Origin of the sequence: Kordia aestuariivivens (assembly GCF_014397005.1) — a bacterium.
GTDB classification, from domain to species: Bacteria; Bacteroidota; Bacteroidia; order Flavobacteriales; family Flavobacteriaceae; genus Kordia; species Kordia aestuariivivens.
The window spans coordinates 122,378-142,753 of the sequence record NZ_JACGWS010000002.1; the positions used below are offsets into that span (position 1 = coordinate 122,378).

Below are 20,376 nucleotides of genomic sequence, written 5' to 3' on the forward strand. Positions count from 1 at the left end.
TTAAGTTGGTGGTTCTTGAGAATCAGTTTATGTAATGTACTTTGTATTCAAATAATTCATGTATATATAAACTACGTAAAAACCCCTAATTTTAAAACGCGTATTTGTGCTACTTTCAAATACGCGTTTTATATTGTATGTTTGATAAAACTGTTTAAAAATCATATTATTATGCCAACCTCGAACCCAACACCATCACCAAATCCAAATCCGAAGTCAACAGCAGCACTTCCAGGCAATGCTTCCGGAACAACGAAGGTTGCTCCAATAGCTATTGAAAGAGGAGTTTCCCATGAACTCATGGTACAAATAAAGGACGAATTAGAAAATATGCTCTCTTTTGCCATGCGAAACGGAAAAGTGATCAATACCGAATTAAACCCTTTGATTGAAAGTAACAAATTAGATGATTTGATTACGGCACATAATATTCTGACTAAGAATATTGCACCAGCAACGCCAAAATCTATTAAATACTTAAAAAAATTAAACACCCAAGAAAATAGTAGAGCAGTATTTAGTAAGTTACCGATCATTCGAAATTTAATTATACTCGCATTATTCTTCTTAGCGCTATTTATTGGAACTTCATTGTCAGATCAAGTAGATAAAGAGTCGTTGGCAAAAGGTGTATTAGCAAATGACGGTACTTCTTTATTGCTCAATTTACTATTCATCTGTGCAACATCAGGTTTAGGAGTTGTTTTTTACTTATTGAAAAGCGTCAGTGAAGGTATTCAAAAAGGAACGTTAATGCCAGAACAATCAGTGTATTATGTAGGATTGATTGTATTGGGAATTATGTCTGGATTAATTCTATCAGAAATTGTATCAACCTACAACAATGGAGAAAGTTTAACTATTTTTAATAGTTGCGTATTAGCACTTGTTGGAGGATTTTCTTCGGATGCAATCTTTAGTATATTACAAGGAATTATCAATAAAATAAAAGATATTTTTACATCATCAGACGATTAAAACTAAAATTTTTAAATTAAACGATACTAAAAAGCGCCATCATTGTGAGTTGCTAACAACCACTATGATTATTGGCGAATTCTAACAGAATTAATAAAATAAACTATATACAGATGAAATTAATTATAAAAAGTGTACTCTTTGTAAGTATCTTTATTGGTGTTGTATCGTGTGCTTCCATTCCAGCATCTACGGCAACATTGTCAGAAGAAGTTATTTCTGAAGCAGGTGCAATGCACAAATTAAATATTGCTTTGGTAAATCAGTTATTTGACGAGCGAAAAGACAAAGTGAATGACTTTATCAACAATGAATACATTCCGACATTTGTTAAAAATTTCTCAGCAAAAATTCCTGCAAGCGTAGATGTAAAAGCAGAATTACCAAACATTTTAAAAAGTGTGATGCCAGTAATTAGCAGAAAACGCGATTCGCTTCAAGGTTTACTAGACACACAACGTAATGAAGTTATTACTTCTTTGAATGAAAGTTATACCAATTACCAACGTGCCACAGCTACATTACAAAACTTAATTACTTCCGCAGTAAAATTAAAGCAATCTGAAGCAAATACGTTGGCGCAAATAGAACGCTTAACAGGTACAAATATTAATGTTGGTAAAATAGAAGGTCACTTAGACAGTTTACTTATTAAAACTGGAAATGGATTTGATAAGTTATTAAATGTAGAATCAGCAATTAAAGGAAACAACTAAAATAGAAAACGTATGAACGAAGAAGTAAATTGGGATAACCTAGCCAACGAAGCTGCATCACTAACCGATGCAGAATTCAATAAAACCATTGCAAGTTTAACGCGTATGAGCATCTCAGAGATTGATACTTTTATTAAGCAAAGTGAAATTACCAATGCGAATGCTATCAAAGTACTAAAAGAAATCAATGACGCAGCAGCATCAAATACTGCCAAAGCGGACGCAATTGCCAATATTGACAATGGTGTGAGTTTCTTAGTAACTTTAGCAAACAGAATTGTTTAAAGCATAAAAAAACTAACTTATAGTAACAAAGCAATAGCATATTTTATATGTTGTTGCTTTTTTTAGTTAAGATGAGTTCAAGATGAATTCAATAAGATATCAAACACTTAGAGAATATTTGTTAATAAATTTTATGTAAGGAATTCATATAAAAACCTACTTTTGTTAAAAAGTATTTAATAGTTAGAAAAAAGAATATGTCAGATACAAACACAGCATTAGAATGCTTAATTATAGGAAGTGGACCTGCGGGATATACAGCAGCTATTTATGCAGCAAGAGCTGATATGCACCCTGTAATGTACACAGGAATGGAACCAGGAGGACAATTAACAACTACTACGGAAGTTGATAACTTTCCAGGATATCCACAAGGAACCGACGGAACTGCCATGATGGAAGATTTAAAAGCGCAGGCAACTCGTTTTGGAACTGATGTCCGTTTTGGATATGCAACACGTGTAGATTTTTCAAAAGAAGTAGGAGGAATTCATAAAGTATACATTGATGATGGAAATGGGGAACAAGAATTTTTAGCAAAATCTGTTATTATTTCTACAGGAGCTTCCGCAAAATATTTAGGATTAGAAAGTGAAGAACGTTTAAAAGGTGGTGGTGTTTCTGCATGTGCTACGTGTGACGGATTCTTTTACAAAGGACAAGATGTAGTTGTAGTTGGTGGTGGAGATACCGCAGCAGAAGAAGCAACTTATTTGGCAAAACTTTGTAAAAAAGTAACCATGTTCGTTCGTAGAGATGAAATGAGAGCCAGTAAAGCAATGCAACATCGTGTGAATAATACTGAAAACTTACATGTATTGTACAATACGGAATTAGATGAGGTTTTAGGAAACATGGTAGTAGAAGGTGTTCGTGCAGTAAATAATAAAACAAACGAAAAACATGAAATTCCTGTTACAGGAGTTTTCATTGCTATTGGTCACAAACCAAATACAGACATGTTTAAAGGAATTTTAGACATGGATGATACAGGATATTTAATTACAGGAGCAAAATCTACAAAAACAAACATTCCAGGTGTTTTTGCAGCTGGTGATGTACAAGATAAAGAATACAGACAAGCTATTACAGCCGCAGGAACAGGATGTATGGCTGCGCTTGATGCAGAACGTTATTTAGCTGCTATTGAAGATGTTGTTGAAGCTTAAAAAGCTTTTAAAAAATAGATCATAAAAAAGCCTCAAAGTAATTTACTTTGAGGCTTTTTGCTACTGGTTGATTTATGATTTAGGTGGTTTTTTATTTTTTGTGAACACTGCCACCAGAAACGGATTTGTTTTTAGAAACAGATTCTGGATTTCCGTAATAATGAACATCACCACCACTAGAAGTATTTGCAATGAGTTTACCAGAAACACTTACCGTAACATCTGCGCCACTACTTGCCGAAGCATCACAATCTTTTACCGATAATTCTCTAGCCTGAATGTCACTTCCGCTAGTTGCACTTGCTGTTAAAGAATCTGCAGTTCCCGCAATTTTAATATCTGCTCCGCTTGAAGTTGAACAATTTACATTTTCAGCTTCAACTTCAATTTTTATGTCTGCGCCGCTATTGCTTTTTACTTCAAGATTATCGACAACTAAAGTTTGCGTAGAATATACGTCTGCGCCACTTGTGCTTACAATTTTCTCAATGGTAGGCAAGCTCACATGTACTTTTTTTGATTTGCAACGGCCAATACTTTTTTCTGTGTGAATAACCAGTGTTCCGTTTTTAATGTCTGTGGCAATAAGTGAAATAATATTTTCATCGGCTTCTACTTCAATAGAAGCAGTTTCTGCCTGTGTAATATATACGTCGAGTCCTTCAGAAGCTCTAATCATTGTAAAAGTTTCCTCAGCGTCTCTTTCTTCTGTAACAACATTTCCGTTTCCAACGATGCCAGAACTAAAATTCATGTCACAGGAAGTAATAAATAAGCTAATAATAGCAATGGCGATAAATCGTGCTAAAGTGATCATAATAGTTAGTGTTTTTAAAATTGTATTGATTGATGATTATTAATTTTTAAGAGTAAAAAAATTGTGATACTAATTACGATACCTGTGGGAATTCCAACAAATATCCCCGCGTACATCCATTCGTTAGGTAAACTATCTAATGGATAATAGTATGCAAGAATTTTACCGACAAACAACCCGACTACTAAAACTGTGATGAGCAGTTTTAGTAATACATATATGGATTGTGAATTGTTCATTTTTTGATTGATTTTGGCTGTTCGTTTTACACTGAGCTAAGTCGAAGTGTTGATTGATAGTATACTACTTATTCGTTGTTTGTGGTTGTAGTTACGGGAATTGTATCACGTTTTACATTCACATCTTTATTCTTGATATTAATATCAACTTTCTCAGAATTGATAGTAATTGAACTCGTATCTTTTTTCTTCTTTAATTTTTTAAAGCTAGTCGTATTACAATCCAAGCATTGAAGATCTTCGTCAATAACCTGATAATAATTTTCCTCTTCTCCATTTCCTAAAATGTTTCCATAACGCTTAGAGTTTCTATGATATGATTTTGTATTCTTATCGGCAAAAATGATCGCGCCTTCTGGTAAATACAATTCAATTTCTATCTCTTGTTGGTTGTGTTTATCAATTGGATCAAATAGAAAATAGTTGTCAAGTTTCAATGTATTATCTTCAAAAAGATAGTTGTAATTAATGTTTTGTGCGCGTTCTCTTGCTTTTGTATACGATACACCGCCAGCACTTTTATTAATTCGCAAACGTGCATTTTCGCTTTCGGTTGGTTTTACAATCAATCTTACTGATGAAGAAAACAAAATAACATCTCCATTTTCATCATACTCAACTTCATAATCAGTATAACGATTATGATAATATCCTCGTGAGCTATTAAAATCTTCATTAGTTACCATTTTCACTTTAATAGTATCATTTGCAACAATTGGCAATTCAAATTTTGACGATACCGAAGCTTCAATATTGTGATGAATTGCAGCACTAGACGCAATAAATGCAATTGCGATACATGCTCCTATCCAAAGTACAAACAAAGCAATCTTTGCAGGCATACCAATAGACTTTGAATTTTTTACCAATATTCTAATTCCTAAGATAAATAATACCAGTGCTGGAATTCCTAAAGCTAGTAATATTAAAAGTCCTAAAACCCATCTTGGTGTTTCGTTCAAAATACCGAGATCGTGGTAGTATAATGATTCTTCTCCTGAGAAAACATCCATGTTAAAGAAGCTTACACCAATCGTTGAAACAAGTACGCTAATTAATAAACTTGCGGCAACAATGATAAAAATTACGCCAAAAAACTTAGCAAATATTTTTAAGAGTACCATTGCAACTTCACCTAAAGAATCAAAGAAGGAAGATGCTCCGCTTTTGGCTCTTTCACCAACTTGATCGAAGTTTACATCGTTTAACTTTTCTTGAACATCATCCAATCCTTCTTTTATTTTTTTCTCAATATTGGTAATGTTCGCGGGCTTTCCCGCCATTGCAAGCTTTTCAGTAGTAGTATTCGCTTTTGGAATGATAACCCATAAAATAATATAGACTAAAATTGGCGATCCAACTCCGGCAAGTACTACAATAATAGCAAATAACCTGATCCATAAAGCATCGATACCAAAGTATTGAGCAAAACCAGCACATACACCAGCGATAAACTTGTTATCGAAATCTCTATATAATTTTCTTTGAGATCCTGTTTGGCGACTATAATTTCTCTTTGGTTCATCTTCAAAAATTTCGTCATCTACTAAGTAATCTTCTGGTTGTCCCATAATATTGATTACTTCTTCAACTTCTTTCATGCTAATTACTTGTCGCTCGTTTTTCATACGCTCCGAAAAAAGTTCGGCAACTCTAGCTTCAATGTCTGCGATGATTTCGTCTCGCCCTTGCGAGTCCGTAAAGGAGCGTTTAATAGCGTTCAAATAACGCTGTAAATTGTTATAGGCTTCTTCATCAATATGAAAAAACATATTTGCTAAATTTATATTGATTGTCTTATTCATTAGTAGTGTTTTTTTGGCGTGTTACGAGTGATACTGCATTTTGTAAATTGTCCCAAGTGGTATTCAGTTCTTTCAAAAATAATCTTCCTGTTTCTGTGAGTCCATAATACTTTCTTGGTGGTCCAGAAGTTGATTCTTCCCAGCGATAATTGAGTAAGCCGGCATTCTTCAATCTTGTCAATAGTGGATAAATTGTTCCTTCTACGACAAGCATTTTTGCGTCTTTTAACGTGTTTAGTATTTCAGCTACATACGCATCCTGATCTCTCAAGACGGATAAAATGCAATACTCTAACACACCTTTGCGCATTTGTGCTTTTGTGTTTTCTATCTTCATGTTTTCATGTGTCTTTTAATTATACTGTTCGTTTTTTGATTGATGATGATTGATTGATGATACTAATAATGATTGATGAAAATCTTTATTTGATAAATCTAATTGTGAATGGATATCGATACTTTTCGCCTTCATTTGCTTTCATTGCTGCCAAAATGGTATACGTAATGTTTACGGCAAAAAGTAATAAATATCCAACACCTATAATAATTCCGATTACTGACAAATTGTGTATATTAAATCCGTTACTAAAATTAATTCTAATCGTATTGAAATGGAAAATGTCCCATGTATTCAAATGTTGAACTCCTGACATAAAAAAAAATGGAACTGTCAATAAAGTTCCAGCAACTTTATAACAAAACAAGCTCAACTGAAAATTCAAAGCTTCTTTCCCATGATGATCTATATATTCAGCTTCTTTTTTATACATCGTCCATAAAATAAGTGGAAGTATAAAATTTCCGAACGGAAAAAAGTATTTACTAAAGGTTGCTACATGTAAAATTGTAGCGACGTTTTTTTGATGTTTTGTGATTGCAGAGTCCATTACCTATTATTTTCTTATGCAAATATATGGCTTTAAAAAGGTATTATGCAAAACATAGTACTAAAATTTAACAAACTTTAACATTTAAAAAGTTTCATATTTGATTAAAATTGATATGATTTTAGTATAGTTTTTTCAGTATTAATAGGTGATTGAAGCGTATTTTTCGTATTTTGGCAGTATCATTCTAATGAAATAGATACTTAATGGCTAAAAAAATTACTCCATCAAAAATCAATACCTTTTTAATATTCAAACTTCCATCTGCTTATTTTTCGGGTGTACGATTGAAAGAAATTAATGACGAATCTGCAATTGTAACGGTGAAACATCGTTGGATTAATCAAAATCCGTTTAAGTCATTATATTGGGCAACACAAGGAATGGCTTCTGAGTTGGCAACGGGCGTATTGGTGATTCAAGAAATTGAAACTTCTGGTGAAAAAATCTCCATGTTGGTGCGTTCGCAAAAAGGAACATTTACCAAAAAAGCAACAGGACGCATTCAATTTGTATGTAAAGATGGTTTAAAAGTGAGAAAAGCGATTGAAAACGCAATTGCTACTGGTGAAGGACAAAGCCTTACCTTGTATGCAGAAGGATTTGATGAAGCAGGTGAAAGTGTTTCTAATTTTGAATATGAATGGGGAATTAAACTGAAAAAGAAAAAGTAATTGTAACAAAACATGGTTTTTAACTTCCAATAGAACGCAATCAACACTTCGACTTAACTCAGTGTAAAAAAATAAAAATTATGACAGCACACGAAATTGATTACCATATTTATGGTGCAGAAATGCAATATGTAGAAATAGAACTCGATCCGGAAGAAGCCGTTGTAGCTGAAGCCGGAAGTTTTATGATGATGGACGACGGCATTAGTATGAATACTATATTTGGTGACGGATCCAATCAAGAAAAAGGAATTCTAGGAAAACTGTTCTCAGCAGGAAAACGAATTCTAACAGGTGAAAGTCTATTTATGACTTCTTTTTTAAATACCAGCGCTTTTGGTGTACGGAAAGTAAGTTTTGCTTCGCCATATCCAGGGAAAATCATCCCAATTGATCTAACAGAATATCGCGGAAAATTCATCTGTCAAAAAGATGCTTTTCTTTGCGCTGCCAAAGGTGTAACTGTCGGAATTGAATTTTCTAAAAAGCTTGGACGTGGACTTTTTGGAGGTGAAGGCTTCATCATGCAAAAGCTAGAAGGTGACGGAATGGCGTTTGTAAATGCTGGTGGAACGATGGCGCGAAAAGAGTTGCGACCAGGCGAAACATTGCGTGTAGATACAGGCTGTATTGTAGGTTTTACACAAGATATAGATTATGATATTGAATTTGTTGGCGGTATAAAAAACACACTTTTTGGTGGCGAAGGAATGTTCTTTGCAACTTTAAAAGGTCCTGGAATTGTATATATTCAATCGTTGCCATTCAGTCGTTTGGCTGGCAGAATCATTGCATCATTGCCAAGAGGCGGAAACAGTAAAGGCGAAGGAAGTATTTTAGGAAGTATCGGCGATTTATTTGATGGTGATAATAATTTCTAGAAGAATTTTTTATTCTGAATACTAAAATAGTATCTTCCTACATCTGTTAAAGTTTTGTTTAGGAAGTCTTAATATCGTTTTTTTTTACTAAATTTAAAAAACTAAAAATAAGCCTATACAAGAAAACTACTCTTTAAAATTTTAACCTAAACCCTCCGTTAAATATGGCAAGAGCGATGTTTGATTACACAAAGACTGTACTTAGAAAAGTAAGCTTTGATCCATCATTATTCTGTAAAGAATTACAAAAAGCTTTGCAAAGACTGTTACCACATGAAATTGATGAATTAAAAATATGGATCAATTCGTTAGTAACAGCAAATCCACAACTAGACCAATGTTTAATTTATTTAAATCCATAAAAAAAGCCGCGATTCGTTCGCGGCTTTTTTAGTATTTGTATCTTCTTATTTTTGTACAGGACTAATAATTTCCACATTGTGAAACGCAATGGCACCTCTTACAATACCCATAATAACTGTACGCAACGCTTCAATAATCTGCATTTTCAATTCACTTTTATGAAACAGTAAACTGACTTCGCGCGCAGGTCGTGGCTCAACAAAATGGCGTAGGTATTTGCGTTCATTCTCTTTCAAATCAAGTGTATGCAAGTAGGGCAGTAGTGTCATTCCTAAACTTTCGTTAGATAATTTAATCAAGGTTTCAAAACTTCCACTTTCCAACTGAAAATGATCGTCTGCGAGTGCTTTTGGCATTTTACATAAATTAATAACACCATCGCGGAAGCAATGTCCATCTTGGAGCAATAAAATATCGTCAATATCTAAATCTTGTATATCTAGTTCTTTTTTATCGAATAATCTGTGATTCTCGGTTGTATATCCAACAAAAGGTTCATAATACAATACACGTTCTTTAATTTGATCATGTCCTAATGGTGTCGCAGCAATGGCAGCATCTAAGTGACCTTCATTGAGTTTCTTAATAATAGTTTCCGTTGTTGATTCTTCAATCTTCAAATTTACTTTTGGATACTTCTTAATGAAAGTTTTCAAAAACATCGGTAACAATGTCGGCATAATCGTCGGAATAATACCAAGTTTAAATTCGCCACCGATAAAACCTTTTTGTTGATCTACAATATCTTGCATTCTTCCCGATTCATTCACAATATTTCGAGCTTGTGCAACAATCTTCTTTCCAATTTCGGTCAACTGAATTGGTTTTTTACTTCTATCAAAAATCTGAATCTCTAATTCGTCTTCTAACTTTTGTATTTGCATACTCAAGGTAGGCTGCGTCACAAAAGATTTTTGTGCGGCAAGTGTGAAATTTTGGTTTTCGGCCACTGCCAAAACATATTGTAATTGTGTAATTGTCATTCGTAATCAATTTAAGTGATAAAAATATAAAAACTATCGATAAAACTTATAATGTATCGGATTAAATCTTCAATAAATTTGTATCAACAACAAAATAATAAGAAAGATGGAATTAAATATATTAGGATTAGACATCCAAAAAACTGAATATTTAGTAAAAGATTTGAATGTATTATTAGCTAATTTTCAAGTGTATTATCAAAACTTACGAGGAATTCATTGGAATATAAAAGGAAGAGGATTTTTTGAATTACACACAAAATTTGAAGAATTATACAATGACACACAAATAAAGGTTGACGAAATTGCAGAACGTGTATTAACCCTTGGTGGCGAGCCTTTACATACGTTTGAAGATTACATAGCAAACGCAAGAGTTCCTGTTGGAAAACACATTTCTAAGGATGAAAAAGCAGTAGCATTGATTGTTTCTTCTATTTCAGAATTATTACAATTGGAAAGAGCATTACTAGATAAATCAGGAGAAGCGAACGATGAAGGTACAAATGCAATGATGAGTGATTTCATTGCGGAGCAAGAAAAAACAGTTTGGATGATGAATGCTTGGTTGAATAAGTAATATTTTCAGTTATGAGTTTATGAGTTTGAAAAGTTTAATGGTTTATAAGTTGAAAAGCGACACTTTTGGTGTCGCTTTTTTATAACTAATAGGAGTCTGAGGCGCTCGAAGATTCCTATCTCAATTCTCAATACTAATTTCTCAATACTAGATTAAAGTACAATCTTCAATGCAATATCTGCATCTTTTACCGTAAACTTAGAAGGCCCGAATTCTGGTGGTCCATAGCTTAATTGGTTGTTTGACGTTCCGTAATCTTCTTTTGGCATTCCTGAAGGTTCAAAATCCATTTGACCGTTGTCATTTTCGTCGTGTACACATGTAATTGCATATTCTCCTTTTGGAACATTTGTAAAAGTTACTGTCACTTTATTTTCTTCAATTTTGCTTCCTACGGCTTGTAAAGGTTGTCTTTTCATAAAAGTATCTTCTGTATACAAAGCAAATAATACCTTTCCTTTGTTGTTCTTTACCTTATCTACAGTAACTGTGATGGTAACTCCTTCTGTAGTTGTGTTTTTAGTTTGCGCTGTTGCGAATACACTTGAGATTAAAATGGCGATTAAAAGTAAATTTTTCATAATGTGATTGTTTATTGATGAATGTTAGATTTTTGTTTTGTAACTGTTTGATGATTCAAAAGTCTACATAAAATCAAAAAGCACACAAAAAAAGATACCTAACTGTAATTTTTGGAGGATGAATTGTAGTTTTCGGGAACCTTTTCAAAAAACAACACGTCTATATAGACAGCAAAGAGTTTGAAACTTTAACGAATTGGATTACCGATACTTTTTCGTTCACATTGTTATTTTCAATTTTGTGAAGTTGTTGCCATCAAACTTTAGTTAGTTTAATTGTTTAGGTTAAGCACAACTCAATTTTGAAAAGTCTGATAAGACGCATTCAAAATGGTAAGTTGTACAAACTCCACTGAAAAGAGGAGTCAATTTTCATACACTACAAAATTTCATTACCATGGATCTTTCTATAGTAGTTGTATGAAGATGAGAAGCGAACTTCGGTTCGCTTTTCTTCTTTTTTCACTTTTAAAACGACTACATAAATGCTAATTAGTCGTTATTTATAAATCGCGATAATCATCAATTTTTTGTCTTCTTTGTTCTAAATACCTTTACTTTTGATTAATTATTTAAAATAAGGAATTATAAAAGCGAATTTCGGTTCGTTTTTTTTTACAACGTTTTGCTAAACGTAAAAGCATCCTCATACTTGTTAAGTTGCTTCATAATAGTCTCTTTTTTTAGTGAAATTGAAGATGTTCATTTGTTTATATATGGAAAGACAGCAGAAGTAGCTGAATTCAATTCCTTTTTTTATATTTTTAAAGCTATTACCGTCATTGTAAACTTTCAAAACTGTATGATCAATAGAATAAAGATAAAAACATCAATATTAAAACGCTTTTTTTGGTTCTATAGCATTACGGTTCTTGCTGTATTGGTCTTCTTGTTTTTGTTAATTCTACATAAAAGAGATTATGTAATAGTTGAAGCAGTTGCGTTTTTTACAGACATTCTAGACAATTTATTGACGAGTCCAATATTGTATATCATCTCGTTGATTCCTTATCTACTGTTCTTATTAGTGAAGAGTATAATACGCAATTACAAACAGCATAAAATGAAAGGCTTATTAATAGGTGTTTTTTTAAAAATAATGGTTCCTGTTGCAGTTATTTTCATAGGAAATAAAGCGTTGCAAAACTATCGACTCTCAGAAGAAGTAAACTATACTTGGAATACGAGCATAGAAAATAATCTTGCCAAAATAAACAATTACTACACACTCGATAAGAAGCAGCGAGGTATTCATGTATTTAACATAGGAGGAAACTTAGAAGACATTGAACTCCTTAAGACAAATAACTTTGAATGGATTACCATAACACCATTCATAGATCAGGATGAATACAACAAACCAATATTGCGATTAATTTCTGATGAAAACTATACGAGAAGACTAAAATATTACAAAAAAATAAAAACTGCATGCGACACGTTTGGGATAAAAATAATGCTCAAACCTCATATTTGGCTCTCCGAAATGGAAGACGGAAAATGGCGATCTGATATTGAAATGGAAACTGAAAACGACTGGAATATGTGGTTTAAAAATTACAGTCAAATCATCTTAAAATACGCCGAACTCGCACAAGAATTAAAGTTAGAACAATTCTGTATCGGGACAGAATTAGAAACGACTGTCTATAAAAAACCTGAACAGTGGAACGTTTTAATACAACAGATTAAGAAAGTATATACAGGAAAACTAACCTATGCAGCCAATTGGTACAATGAGTATGAAGCAGTTCCTTTTTGGGATCAACTAGATTATATAGGTATTCAGGCGTACTTTCCGTTAAGCGCATCGGGCAATCCAACGCTTGAGGAACTAGAAAAAAACTGGAAAAAACACATAGAAGACATCGCATTTGTGAGTAAAAAGTTTAACAAACCTATACTCTTTACAGAATTGGGATATAAATCTATTGAAGGCACTTCTGAAAAGCCCTGGGAATGGAATAGTGCTAAAAGTATCTATTCAAAAATTTCCAAAAAGGAACAATTACTCTGCTATCAAGCTTTTTTTAATACTATTTGGAAAGAATCTTGGTTTCATGGTATTCATATTTGGGAATGGCAAGGGCGTGGTAAATCTGACGGCGCTAATACGAACTTTACGATTGAAGGCAAGCCCTCGCTTAATCTCATTGCAAAATATTTTAAAATAGAAGAGTAAGAGAAGTACTAAAAAATACATATGAAGAAAATAGAACCATTTAGAAACTTTAACGATGCACTATTAAATCTAGATAATGGAGGCCGATTTTATAACATTCTAACAAAAGCAGATGACGGCGTAATCTCGAAAGCTGAATTGGGAAAAGTGGGAGGAATCTTTTATGATAAACAACAAATGATTTTATTTTTTGAGTTATCAATATCAAAACTAGGGGAAGAAAAAAGAAACGCGGTGATTTCAAAACTAGAAGACAATCTAAAAGCACTTTATACAAAGTATAAACCCATCGAATTATTACCTTCTGAAGCGTATTCTAAAGGAATCATTGCGTCAAACACCATCATTACTGGAATTCCAACATTAACTGAATCTAAAAGTGAATTCGTAGGATTTATTATGATTCCTATGGTTGTTGGAAAAGTTACCACATTTACAATGATTCCTTTAATTGATATGTATGATGTATATGAAATACGAGATGAGGCATCTGATGAAAACTTTCTGATTGCGCATGCCAAAGGAGCAACTAAACTGCCTAAGAAAAAAATTAAGGTAGCTGGCGTATTGAAAGAATTAAGATCGGATCGAAAAGAAAGCGTAGCTTCTAAAAGATTTTTGGAGGCTATTTATCATATAGAGATTCATTAAAATATTCAATAAAACTTAATACAGGAAATAGTTATAAAATAAGTTCCTGCTATTCCTTAAAATTAGTGGGATATACAGAATTTCGTATATTCATAACTTGGCACACATTTAAAAACTTAATTATGAAAAAACTTCTTTTAATTTTTAGCCTTTTATGTATGAGCATCAGCTTTTCTCAATCTAACAGAGAAATTAAAACGTTAGATTATGCAAATATTGAGATTGAGATTCCAGATAAATGTACAGCCAAATCAAAACATGAACTTCTAAAATGTAATGGAATTTCAGTTCAATGGATGCATCTAAATAAAGAAACGCTAAAGACTGTCCCAGAACAATTAATCAAAAAATTTAGCAAGAAAACGAATTCTAAAGAACAAATTGAAGTAATCTCATTTGGCGCTACATTGAAGGGTTATAAATTTACGTACAAAAATTCAGAAAGTTGGAACCGTATCATAGTATATGGCATCGTTAACAAACAACCATTAATCTTAAATGTCGCTTCCGAAGATGAACTCATTGCTATCACTAATTCAAATGAGTTTCTAAAAAAAATAATGAAAATAAAAAGATGAGTCAACACAACACCTGAGCAAATCATACACAAAATCGTTACAAGCAATAAAATGAAAAATTTGATAGAAACAGAAAGATTATTGTTAAGGGAAATTACCTTGGATGACAAAGAGAAAATGTTTCAATTGCATTCTAATGCTAACGTACAAAAGTATACGGGAGAACCGCTGGTTGCCTCTATAGAAGAAATGGAACAGGCAATACAGACAAGAATTAGCGACTATAAGAAGTATGGATACGGAAGATGGGCTACCTTTCTAAAAGAAGAAAATCAATTTGTAGGCTGGGCAGGTTTGGCGTATTTACCTGAATTTGATGAAATTGATATTGGGTATAGATTCTTGCCTGAATATTGGGGTTTAGGTATCGCAACCGAAGTATCTCGTGCAATTTTGAGGTATGGATTTGATACGCTCAAATTGAAGAAGATAATTGCAATTGCAATGAAAGAAAATAAAGCATCTATCAAAGTGATGGAAAAAGTTGGAATGGAATTTGATAAATTTGCACCGTATGAACTCGGAGGTGAAGATGTTGTTTGGTATTGGTGTGACAAAAAGTTGATAACAAAAGATAAAGCGTATTAAAACGCACTTTATTCAAACCACTAACTTCCATATCGGTAGCTATATATCAACATTTGCTTGCCAAAGAAAATCATTGCAGGAAACAGCATTGCGGATGTGTAATCTTTATTTTGCTTTTACGAGAAATAATAGAAAGTTGCTATAAAACTAGTTTCTGTTATTTACCAAATTAGGCGCTTAAACCAAGCAACTAATCTTATACAAACACGTTATAGCCAATAAAAAAATAAACTATGAAATTAAAGTTTATTATAATTCTTACTCTTTTAACAACGTCCTTGGCATTTGGACAATTTGACGGATATAAAAGGAACGCTGACGGCAGTTATTCTGTAGGTGGTTGTTACGATGGATACAAAAGGAATGCTAATGGAAGTTATTCTGTAGGTGGCGCTTTTGATGGCTATAAAAGAAATGCTGATGGAAGTTATTCTGTAGGTGGTGCTTATGACGGATATAAAAGAAATGCTGATGGAAGTTATTCTGTAGGTGGCGCTTTTGATGGGTATAAAAAGAATGCTGATGGAAGTTATTCTGTAGGTGGTGCTTTTGATGGGTATAAAAGGAATGCTGATGGAAGTTATTCTGTAGGTGGTGCTTTTGATGGATACAAGAGAAATCCTGATGGAAGTTATTCTGTAGGTGGTGCTTATGACGGATACAAGAGAAATGCTGATGGAAGTTATTCTGTCGGTGGCGCTTATGACGGATACAAGAGAAATCCTGATGGAAGTTATTCTGTAGGTGGTGCTTATGACGGATACAAGAGAAATGCTGATGGAAGCTATTCTGTAGGTGGGGCTTATGACGGATACAAGAGAAATCCTGATGGAAGCTATTCAGTAGGTTGGGGAAAATGCAGAAAATAAAAAAAACTATAACACTCTATATAAGACCATATACAAATCCATTAGCAAAAATAGCTCAAAACATACACTACTGAGATACTAAAGCGCAAATCATAACCTTCACCCTAAAATATACAGTAATTTTAGAAATGTAAATCCTCGATTTTTTTTAGATTTTTGCAAACGCTAACTAAATTGGATAACAAATCTGCGCAGCCATACTTTAGTATTGACTTGTAAAAGGAATTAACCGTATCTTTGCAGACTATGCAAACAAACAAACTTTCAGATTGGTTACCAACAACGAACAAAGAAGTAAAAATTCGAGGTTGGTCGGAATTAGATGTGATTCTATTTAGTGGAGACGCGTATGTAGATCATCCTTCATTTGGACCCGCTGTTATTGGTCGTATCTTGGAAAGTTATGGATTAAAAGTAGCCATTGTTCCGCAACCAAGTGTGACCGATGATTTGCAGGATTTTACAAAACTAGGAACGCCAAAATTATTTTTTGGAGTTACGGGTGGTTGTATGGATCCGATGGTGAGTAATTATACAGCGAGTAAAAAACGTAGAGATAAAGATGCTTATACACCAAATGGAGACAAAGGGTTTCGACCAGATTACGCCACATCAGTATATTCAAGTATCTTAAAAGATAAATTTCCAGATGTTCCTGTTTTAATAGGAGGAATTGAAGCTTCACTGCGTCGTGTAACGCACTACGATTATTGGAGTGACAAACTAATGCCAACTATTTTAGAAACATCTAAAGCAGATATGTTGGTGTATGGAATGGGCGAACAACCTTTGCGAGAAGTTGTAAAGCTACTACAAAAAGGAGTGCCATTTTCAAGTTTACGAACCATACAGCAAACTGCTTTCTTAGTACATAAAGATGAAACCATTCCTAAAAATAAAAATTGGGATGATGTCGAAATTCAATCACATGAAGTTTGTTTAAAGGATAAGAAGAAATTTGCTTCTAACTTTAAAATCATAGAGCAAGAATCTAACAAGCTGAAAGCAAGAAGAATTTTTCAGAAGGTAAAAGACAGAACATTGGTGATAAATCCACCATATCCTACGATGACAGAAAAGGAAATTGACGCTTCTTTCGATCTGCCGTACACACGTTTACCACATCCAAAATATAACAAACGTGGACCTATACCTGCGTTTGAGATGATTAAGACTTCTATTAACATTCACCGTGGTTGTTTTGGAGGTTGTAGTTTCTGTACGATTTCTGCACATCAAGGAAAATTTATTGCAAGTCGTAGTGAAGAATCCATATTAAGAGAAGTAGATAAAGTTGCCAACATGCCTGATTTTAAAGGCTATTTATCAGATATTGGCGGACCTTCTGCTAATATGTATAAAATGAAAGGAAAGGTACAATCCATTTGCGATAAATGTGTAGCGCCTTCCTGCATTTCACCAGTAATCTGCAGTAATTTAGATACGTCTCATAAACCGCTCACCAAATTATATCAAGCAGTAGATAGTCATCCTAAAATAAAAAAATCATTTATTGGAAGTGGTATTCGTCACGATATGTTGGTGCCTGAATTCAATAAAAATGCGGACGCACAAGAATTAGATGATTACACCGAAGAAGTGATGACAAAACATACTTCTGGACGTTTAAAAGTGGCTCCAGAGCATACATCTGACCCTGTTTTAAAGTTGATGCGTAAACCATCATTTGAATACTTTCATAAATTTAAAGAGCGTTTTGATAAAATCAATATAAAGAAGAAACTAAAGCTTCAATTGATTCCTTATTTTATATCAAATCATCCTGCTTGCGAAGTAGAAGATATGGCAAATTTGGCTGCTGAAACGAAGGATATGGGCTTTCAGTTAGAGCAAGTGCAAGGTTTTACACCAACACCAATGACGGTTGCAACAGTTATCTATTACAGTGGTTATCATCCATATACTTTAAAACCAACGAAAACTCCAAAAACTAGAAAAGAAAAGGAAGAGCAACATCGTTTCTTCTTTTGGTATAAAAAGGAAAATAAAGCTTGGATTAGAAATACGTTGAATAAATTGCGTAGAAAAGATTTAGTAGAAGTATTAGTGCCCGAAGAAGAAACGAATTCTTGGAAAAGCATTAAGCCTAAAGCTGTAAAAAACACCTTTGATGATGCGATTCCTTCAAGTCATTCAAGTCAAAAACGCAAGCACAAATCTAGAAAAAAGCGACGTTAACTTATTGACTAGTTTTTATTTTGAAATTTGATAAAGAAAACGTTGAATGCCAAATCTTGAAATACTACATGAAAACAACGATTATATAGTCGTAAACAAAGCTGCGGGATTGATCAGTGAGAAAAGTCATTACGAAGCTATCACTGTGGAGACACAAGTGCTTACGCATCTTCTAAAAAGTAAGCCAAAGCCTTATATCGGAATCATACACAGACTAGATCGCGTTACAAGTGGCGTCTTAATCATGGCAAAGAAAAAAAGCGTTCTAGTAGCATTTAATCAGCTATTTAGCAGTCGTAAAATTCAAAAAACGTATTTGGCAATTGTTAAAAATAAGCCCGCAAAGAACAAAGGAAACTTAGTCAACTTTCTCATAAAAAACACCAAAGAAAAAAGAGCGGACATTGTTCAATTAAAATCAAAAGACACACTGAACTGTATGCTTTCTTATGAAGTAATTGGCAAAAATGAGTTTGGGTATCTTATAGAAGTGAAGCCAAAAACAGGTAGATTCCATCAAATAAGAGCTCAATTAGCAAACATTGGTCTTCCTATCATTGGCGATGAAAAGTATGGTTCAGATCAAAAATATGTACCGCTATCCATTTGTCTTCATGCATGGAAATTAACCTTTGAAGTACCTGGTTCTAAAGAATTGAAAACCTTCGAAGCATCGTTGCCGAATCATGATTTTTGGAGATTTTAATCCATTTAGACTCATCAGCTATTCTACATTCATATCTGCTTGCCAACGAAAGTTATTACTTTGCTCCAATGAAGGCTAAAAATGAGATATAAACTAAAAAAAATAAACAGTAGAAATAATATTTAGATAAATTTGTATCTTCGATAAAAATAGTGAAGATGAATATTGAAGCCCGAAAAATAGAATTTATACAAGAGTTTTTGAAACTTCAAAGCGAGGAAGCTATTTCAAAACTTGAAAAGTTACTACAAAAATCTTCGGATAACGAAAAAAATGAATCCATGTCAGTTCTGGAATTGAATAGAAGAATTGATGCATCAGTGGAAGATTCTAAAAGTGGAAAGTTAACTGAAGCAACTGATTTATTATCTGAAATTGAAGAATGGAGTTAAAAATATTTTGGACTGATTTTGCAAGAGCTGAGCTCAGAAAGAACTTCAACTATTTAAAAGAAAATGCAAGTCTCAAAGTTGCAAAAAACGAAACCCGTAAAATAAGTTCTTGAAACATTAAGGTTAAAAAAACTTCCTAAAATTGGTCAAATAGAATTAAGATTGAACAATAGAGAAAGAGAATTTCGCTATTTAGTCCATCAAACATACAAAATAATTTATTGGATAAATAATGATAGAAATCAAATTGAAATAATGGACATTTTTGATACTCAACAACATCCAAATAAGATAAAACGTACAAAATAAAGTCAGCTGTACAAATTTCTAATTGTTGCACAAACCAACAACCTTAACCCAAAATCAATAACTCTTCAAAGTAACCCCAAAAGTCAAAAACTGATCTTGTTCTTCTTGCCCAGCAATGACGATACTTTCAAAAGTACGGCGGTAGTTTATTTTAAAGTTCAAAAACTTCCAAATTGGGAGTTCTACATTCACATCTGCTTGCCAACGAAAGTTGTTGCTTTGCTCCAGCGAAGGCTGAAAATAACTTTCATGACTCAGAATGAGTTTATTTTTAAACAAACTATACTTTCCATTTAGCCAAACAGTAGCGCGCAGCGTATTGATCGTTTCACTTCCATTAAACTCGGAACGGTTAAAGTTCGTTTCGGAAAAGTTGGTATATTCATATTCACTCGTCACGGAAAGCTTGAGCCAATTATCGTTCTTGTTCAGCACTTGATACGTAACACCTGCGCCTACTAAATAGCGCACATCAATCTTTCTTCGGAAATTAGTACTTGCAAAACCTAACACTAACGGATAAAATTTTCGATCCGGATTTAGGTATAAAAAGTTCAGACTTAAAAAATCTTCATCTGCTTTATCCTTATCAAACGCTTGATAAATATACGAGTTGGTGGTTTTAAAAACCCAATTCTTCCAAGGTTTAAAACTTACATTTGACTTCGTTCTTAAAATCAAAGTTTCTACATTTCCTGATTGCCAAAATCCTGTGATTGAAAGATCAGCTTTTAAGGAAAGTGTGTCACTTTCGTTGATTTGTGCAGAAAGAAAAAAGGGAGAAATTAAAAAACAATACAAAAACTTTTTCATGCTATTTCACGCTAAAATTATACGTTCTTAGAAGCCGAATATAATTATTTATGGTTCAGGAACAATAGTTCAATTAAAAATTTTCTATTTCAAACGTTTTCGGTACGAGTATTGGCATGCATTCTTCGGAA

At 33.2% G+C, this 20,376-nt stretch carries 24 protein-coding genes; 16 read left to right on the forward strand and 8 right to left on the reverse strand.

Annotation, left to right across the window (positions count from 1 at the left end; genetic code table 11):
* Positions 1-171: 171 nt before the first annotated feature.
* The 4 genes from H2O64_RS03835 (at position 172) to trxB (ending at position 3,148) form a co-directional block, all read left to right on the forward strand.
* A complete protein-coding gene (locus tag H2O64_RS03835; protein ID WP_187560823.1) occupies positions 172-978 on the forward strand; it encodes a hypothetical protein in 807 nt (268 codons plus the stop codon).
* A 113-nt stretch (positions 979-1,091) separates the two neighbouring features.
* A complete protein-coding gene (locus tag H2O64_RS03840; RefSeq protein WP_187560824.1) occupies positions 1,092-1,694 on the forward strand; it encodes a hypothetical protein in 603 nt (200 codons plus the stop codon).
* Between the two features lie 12 nt (positions 1,695-1,706).
* Positions 1,707-1,979, forward strand: coding sequence for a hypothetical protein (locus tag H2O64_RS03845; RefSeq protein ID WP_187560825.1), 273 nt, complete (start codon positions 1,707-1,709; stop codon positions 1,977-1,979).
* A gap of 197 nt (positions 1,980-2,176) precedes the next feature.
* Positions 2,177-3,148, forward strand: coding sequence for a thioredoxin-disulfide reductase (gene trxB / locus H2O64_RS03850; protein ID WP_187560826.1), 972 nt, complete (start codon positions 2,177-2,179; stop codon positions 3,146-3,148).
* 91 nt (positions 3,149-3,239) lie between these two features.
* On the opposite strand, the gene H2O64_RS03855 is transcribed toward trxB, so the two are convergent.
* The 5 genes from H2O64_RS03855 to H2O64_RS03875 form a co-directional block, all read right to left on the reverse strand.
* Positions 3,240-3,965 (reverse strand): head GIN domain-containing protein, encoded by a 726-nt coding sequence (locus H2O64_RS03855; RefSeq protein WP_187560827.1) that lies wholly within the window; start codon positions 3,963-3,965, stop codon positions 3,240-3,242.
* Between the two features lie 14 nt (positions 3,966-3,979).
* Entirely contained in the window at positions 3,980-4,204 is a 225-nt protein-coding gene (locus tag H2O64_RS03860) for a hypothetical protein (protein WP_187560828.1), read from the reverse strand.
* 68 nt (positions 4,205-4,272) lie between these two features.
* Positions 4,273-6,009 (reverse strand): PspC domain-containing protein, encoded by a 1,737-nt coding sequence (locus H2O64_RS03865; protein WP_187560829.1) that lies wholly within the window; start codon positions 6,007-6,009, stop codon positions 4,273-4,275.
* Positions 6,002-6,346: a PadR family transcriptional regulator gene (locus H2O64_RS03870; RefSeq protein WP_187560830.1), complete on the reverse strand. Its 345-nt coding sequence runs from the start codon at positions 6,344-6,346 to the stop codon at positions 6,002-6,004. Before H2O64_RS03870 ends, H2O64_RS03865 begins: the two co-directional genes overlap by 8 nt.
* A gap of 85 nt (positions 6,347-6,431) precedes the next feature.
* Positions 6,432-6,896: a DUF4870 domain-containing protein gene (locus H2O64_RS03875; RefSeq protein WP_187560831.1), complete on the reverse strand. Its 465-nt coding sequence runs from the start codon at positions 6,894-6,896 to the stop codon at positions 6,432-6,434.
* Positions 6,897-7,102: 206 nt separating this feature from the next.
* On the opposite strand from H2O64_RS03875, the gene H2O64_RS03880 reads away from it, so the two are divergent.
* The 3 genes from H2O64_RS03880 (at position 7,103) to H2O64_RS03890 (ending at position 8,813) form a co-directional block, all read left to right on the forward strand.
* A complete protein-coding gene (locus H2O64_RS03880) occupies positions 7,103-7,570 on the forward strand; it encodes a DUF4442 domain-containing protein (RefSeq protein WP_187560832.1) in 468 nt (155 codons plus the stop codon).
* Between the two features lie 80 nt (positions 7,571-7,650).
* Entirely contained in the window at positions 7,651-8,451 is an 801-nt protein-coding gene (locus tag H2O64_RS03885) for a TIGR00266 family protein (protein ID WP_187560833.1), read from the forward strand.
* 164 nt (positions 8,452-8,615) lie between these two features.
* A complete protein-coding gene (locus H2O64_RS03890) occupies positions 8,616-8,813 on the forward strand; it encodes a hypothetical protein (protein ID WP_187560834.1) in 198 nt (65 codons plus the stop codon).
* Between the two features lie 45 nt (positions 8,814-8,858).
* On the opposite strand, the gene H2O64_RS03895 is transcribed toward H2O64_RS03890, so the two are convergent.
* Positions 8,859-9,797, reverse strand: coding sequence for a LysR family transcriptional regulator (locus H2O64_RS03895; protein ID WP_187560835.1), 939 nt, complete (start codon positions 9,795-9,797; stop codon positions 8,859-8,861).
* Positions 9,798-9,903: 106 nt separating this feature from the next.
* Between H2O64_RS03895 and H2O64_RS03900 the strand changes: the two genes are divergently transcribed.
* Positions 9,904-10,377, forward strand: coding sequence for a Dps family protein (locus tag H2O64_RS03900; protein ID WP_187560836.1), 474 nt, complete (start codon positions 9,904-9,906; stop codon positions 10,375-10,377).
* 152 nt (positions 10,378-10,529) lie between these two features.
* On the opposite strand, the gene H2O64_RS03905 is transcribed toward H2O64_RS03900, so the two are convergent.
* On the reverse strand, positions 10,530-10,958 hold the full coding sequence (locus tag H2O64_RS03905; protein ID WP_187560837.1) for a DUF2141 domain-containing protein: 429 nt from the start codon (positions 10,956-10,958) through the stop codon (positions 10,530-10,532).
* 1,063 nt (positions 10,959-12,021) lie between these two features.
* Between H2O64_RS03905 and H2O64_RS03910 the strand changes: the two genes are divergently transcribed.
* The 8 genes from H2O64_RS03910 to H2O64_RS03945 all read left to right on the forward strand — a co-directional run bounded on the left by H2O64_RS03910 (position 12,022) and on the right by H2O64_RS03945 (position 19,123).
* The gene (locus H2O64_RS03910) at positions 12,022-13,140 is read left to right on the forward strand and encodes a glycoside hydrolase family 113 (protein WP_187560838.1); all 1,119 of its coding nucleotides are present in this window, start codon (positions 12,022-12,024) and stop codon (positions 13,138-13,140) included.
* A gap of 21 nt (positions 13,141-13,161) precedes the next feature.
* Complete coding sequence (locus H2O64_RS03915; RefSeq protein WP_187560839.1) at positions 13,162-13,791, forward strand: hypothetical protein; 630 nt, start codon at positions 13,162-13,164, stop codon at positions 13,789-13,791.
* A 122-nt stretch (positions 13,792-13,913) separates the two neighbouring features.
* Positions 13,914-14,369, forward strand: coding sequence for a hypothetical protein (locus H2O64_RS03920; RefSeq protein WP_187560840.1), 456 nt, complete (start codon positions 13,914-13,916; stop codon positions 14,367-14,369).
* Between the two features lie 51 nt (positions 14,370-14,420).
* Positions 14,421-14,957, forward strand: coding sequence for a GNAT family N-acetyltransferase (locus H2O64_RS03925; RefSeq protein ID WP_187560841.1), 537 nt, complete (start codon positions 14,421-14,423; stop codon positions 14,955-14,957).
* A gap of 233 nt (positions 14,958-15,190) precedes the next feature.
* Entirely contained in the window at positions 15,191-15,826 is a 636-nt protein-coding gene (locus H2O64_RS03930) for a hypothetical protein (RefSeq protein ID WP_187560842.1), read from the forward strand.
* A gap of 246 nt (positions 15,827-16,072) precedes the next feature.
* Positions 16,073-18,025 (forward strand): YgiQ family radical SAM protein, encoded by a 1,953-nt coding sequence (locus tag H2O64_RS03935; protein WP_187560843.1) that lies wholly within the window; start codon positions 16,073-16,075, stop codon positions 18,023-18,025.
* A gap of 46 nt (positions 18,026-18,071) precedes the next feature.
* Complete coding sequence (locus tag H2O64_RS03940) at positions 18,072-18,731, forward strand: RluA family pseudouridine synthase (RefSeq protein WP_187560844.1); 660 nt, start codon at positions 18,072-18,074, stop codon at positions 18,729-18,731.
* Positions 18,732-18,889: 158 nt separating this feature from the next.
* On the forward strand, positions 18,890-19,123 hold the full coding sequence (locus H2O64_RS03945; protein WP_187560845.1) for a hypothetical protein: 234 nt from the start codon (positions 18,890-18,892) through the stop codon (positions 19,121-19,123).
* 363 nt (positions 19,124-19,486) lie between these two features.
* Here the strand turns inward: H2O64_RS03945 and H2O64_RS03950 are convergent, their stop codons facing one another.
* Positions 19,487-20,245: a DUF481 domain-containing protein gene (locus H2O64_RS03950; RefSeq protein WP_187560846.1), complete on the reverse strand. Its 759-nt coding sequence runs from the start codon at positions 20,243-20,245 to the stop codon at positions 19,487-19,489.
* Positions 20,246-20,376: the final 131 nt, after the last annotated feature.

Bases quoted from the DNA above. Each gene is read 5' to 3' on its own strand.
- H2O64_RS03835 (WP_187560823.1), top strand. From the start codon at position 172: ATGCCAACCTCGAACCCAACACCATCACCAAATCCAAATCCGAAGTCA.
- H2O64_RS03840 (WP_187560824.1), top strand. From the start codon at position 1,092: ATGAAATTAATTATAAAAAGTGTACTCTTTGTAAGTATCTTTATTGGT.
- H2O64_RS03845 (WP_187560825.1), top strand. From the start codon at position 1,707: ATGAACGAAGAAGTAAATTGGGATAACCTAGCCAACGAAGCTGCATCA.
- trxB (WP_187560826.1), top strand. From the start codon at position 2,177: ATGTCAGATACAAACACAGCATTAGAATGCTTAATTATAGGAAGTGGA.
- H2O64_RS03855 (WP_187560827.1), bottom strand. From the start codon at position 3,965: ATGATCACTTTAGCACGATTTATCGCCATTGCTATTATTAGCTTATTT.
- H2O64_RS03860 (WP_187560828.1), bottom strand. From the start codon at position 4,204: ATGAACAATTCACAATCCATATATGTATTACTAAAACTGCTCATCACA.
- H2O64_RS03865 (WP_187560829.1), bottom strand. From the start codon at position 6,009: ATGAATAAGACAATCAATATAAATTTAGCAAATATGTTTTTTCATATT.
- H2O64_RS03870 (WP_187560830.1), bottom strand. From the start codon at position 6,346: ATGAAGATAGAAAACACAAAAGCACAAATGCGCAAAGGTGTGTTAGAG.
- H2O64_RS03875 (WP_187560831.1), bottom strand. From the start codon at position 6,896: ATGGACTCTGCAATCACAAAACATCAAAAAAACGTCGCTACAATTTTA.
- H2O64_RS03880 (WP_187560832.1), top strand. From the start codon at position 7,103: ATGGCTAAAAAAATTACTCCATCAAAAATCAATACCTTTTTAATATTC.
- H2O64_RS03885 (WP_187560833.1), top strand. From the start codon at position 7,651: ATGACAGCACACGAAATTGATTACCATATTTATGGTGCAGAAATGCAA.
- H2O64_RS03890 (WP_187560834.1), top strand. From the start codon at position 8,616: ATGGCAAGAGCGATGTTTGATTACACAAAGACTGTACTTAGAAAAGTA.
- H2O64_RS03895 (WP_187560835.1), bottom strand. From the start codon at position 9,797: ATGACAATTACACAATTACAATATGTTTTGGCAGTGGCCGAAAACCAA.
- H2O64_RS03900 (WP_187560836.1), top strand. From the start codon at position 9,904: ATGGAATTAAATATATTAGGATTAGACATCCAAAAAACTGAATATTTA.
- H2O64_RS03905 (WP_187560837.1), bottom strand. From the start codon at position 10,958: ATGAAAAATTTACTTTTAATCGCCATTTTAATCTCAAGTGTATTCGCA.
- H2O64_RS03910 (WP_187560838.1), top strand. From the start codon at position 12,022: ATGAAAGGCTTATTAATAGGTGTTTTTTTAAAAATAATGGTTCCTGTT.
- H2O64_RS03915 (WP_187560839.1), top strand. From the start codon at position 13,162: ATGAAGAAAATAGAACCATTTAGAAACTTTAACGATGCACTATTAAAT.
- H2O64_RS03920 (WP_187560840.1), top strand. From the start codon at position 13,914: ATGAAAAAACTTCTTTTAATTTTTAGCCTTTTATGTATGAGCATCAGC.
- H2O64_RS03925 (WP_187560841.1), top strand. From the start codon at position 14,421: ATGAAAAATTTGATAGAAACAGAAAGATTATTGTTAAGGGAAATTACC.
- H2O64_RS03930 (WP_187560842.1), top strand. From the start codon at position 15,191: ATGAAATTAAAGTTTATTATAATTCTTACTCTTTTAACAACGTCCTTG.
- H2O64_RS03935 (WP_187560843.1), top strand. From the start codon at position 16,073: ATGCAAACAAACAAACTTTCAGATTGGTTACCAACAACGAACAAAGAA.
- H2O64_RS03940 (WP_187560844.1), top strand. From the start codon at position 18,072: ATGCCAAATCTTGAAATACTACATGAAAACAACGATTATATAGTCGTA.
- H2O64_RS03945 (WP_187560845.1), top strand. From the start codon at position 18,890: ATGAATATTGAAGCCCGAAAAATAGAATTTATACAAGAGTTTTTGAAA.
- H2O64_RS03950 (WP_187560846.1), bottom strand. From the start codon at position 20,245: ATGAAAAAGTTTTTGTATTGTTTTTTAATTTCTCCCTTTTTTCTTTCT.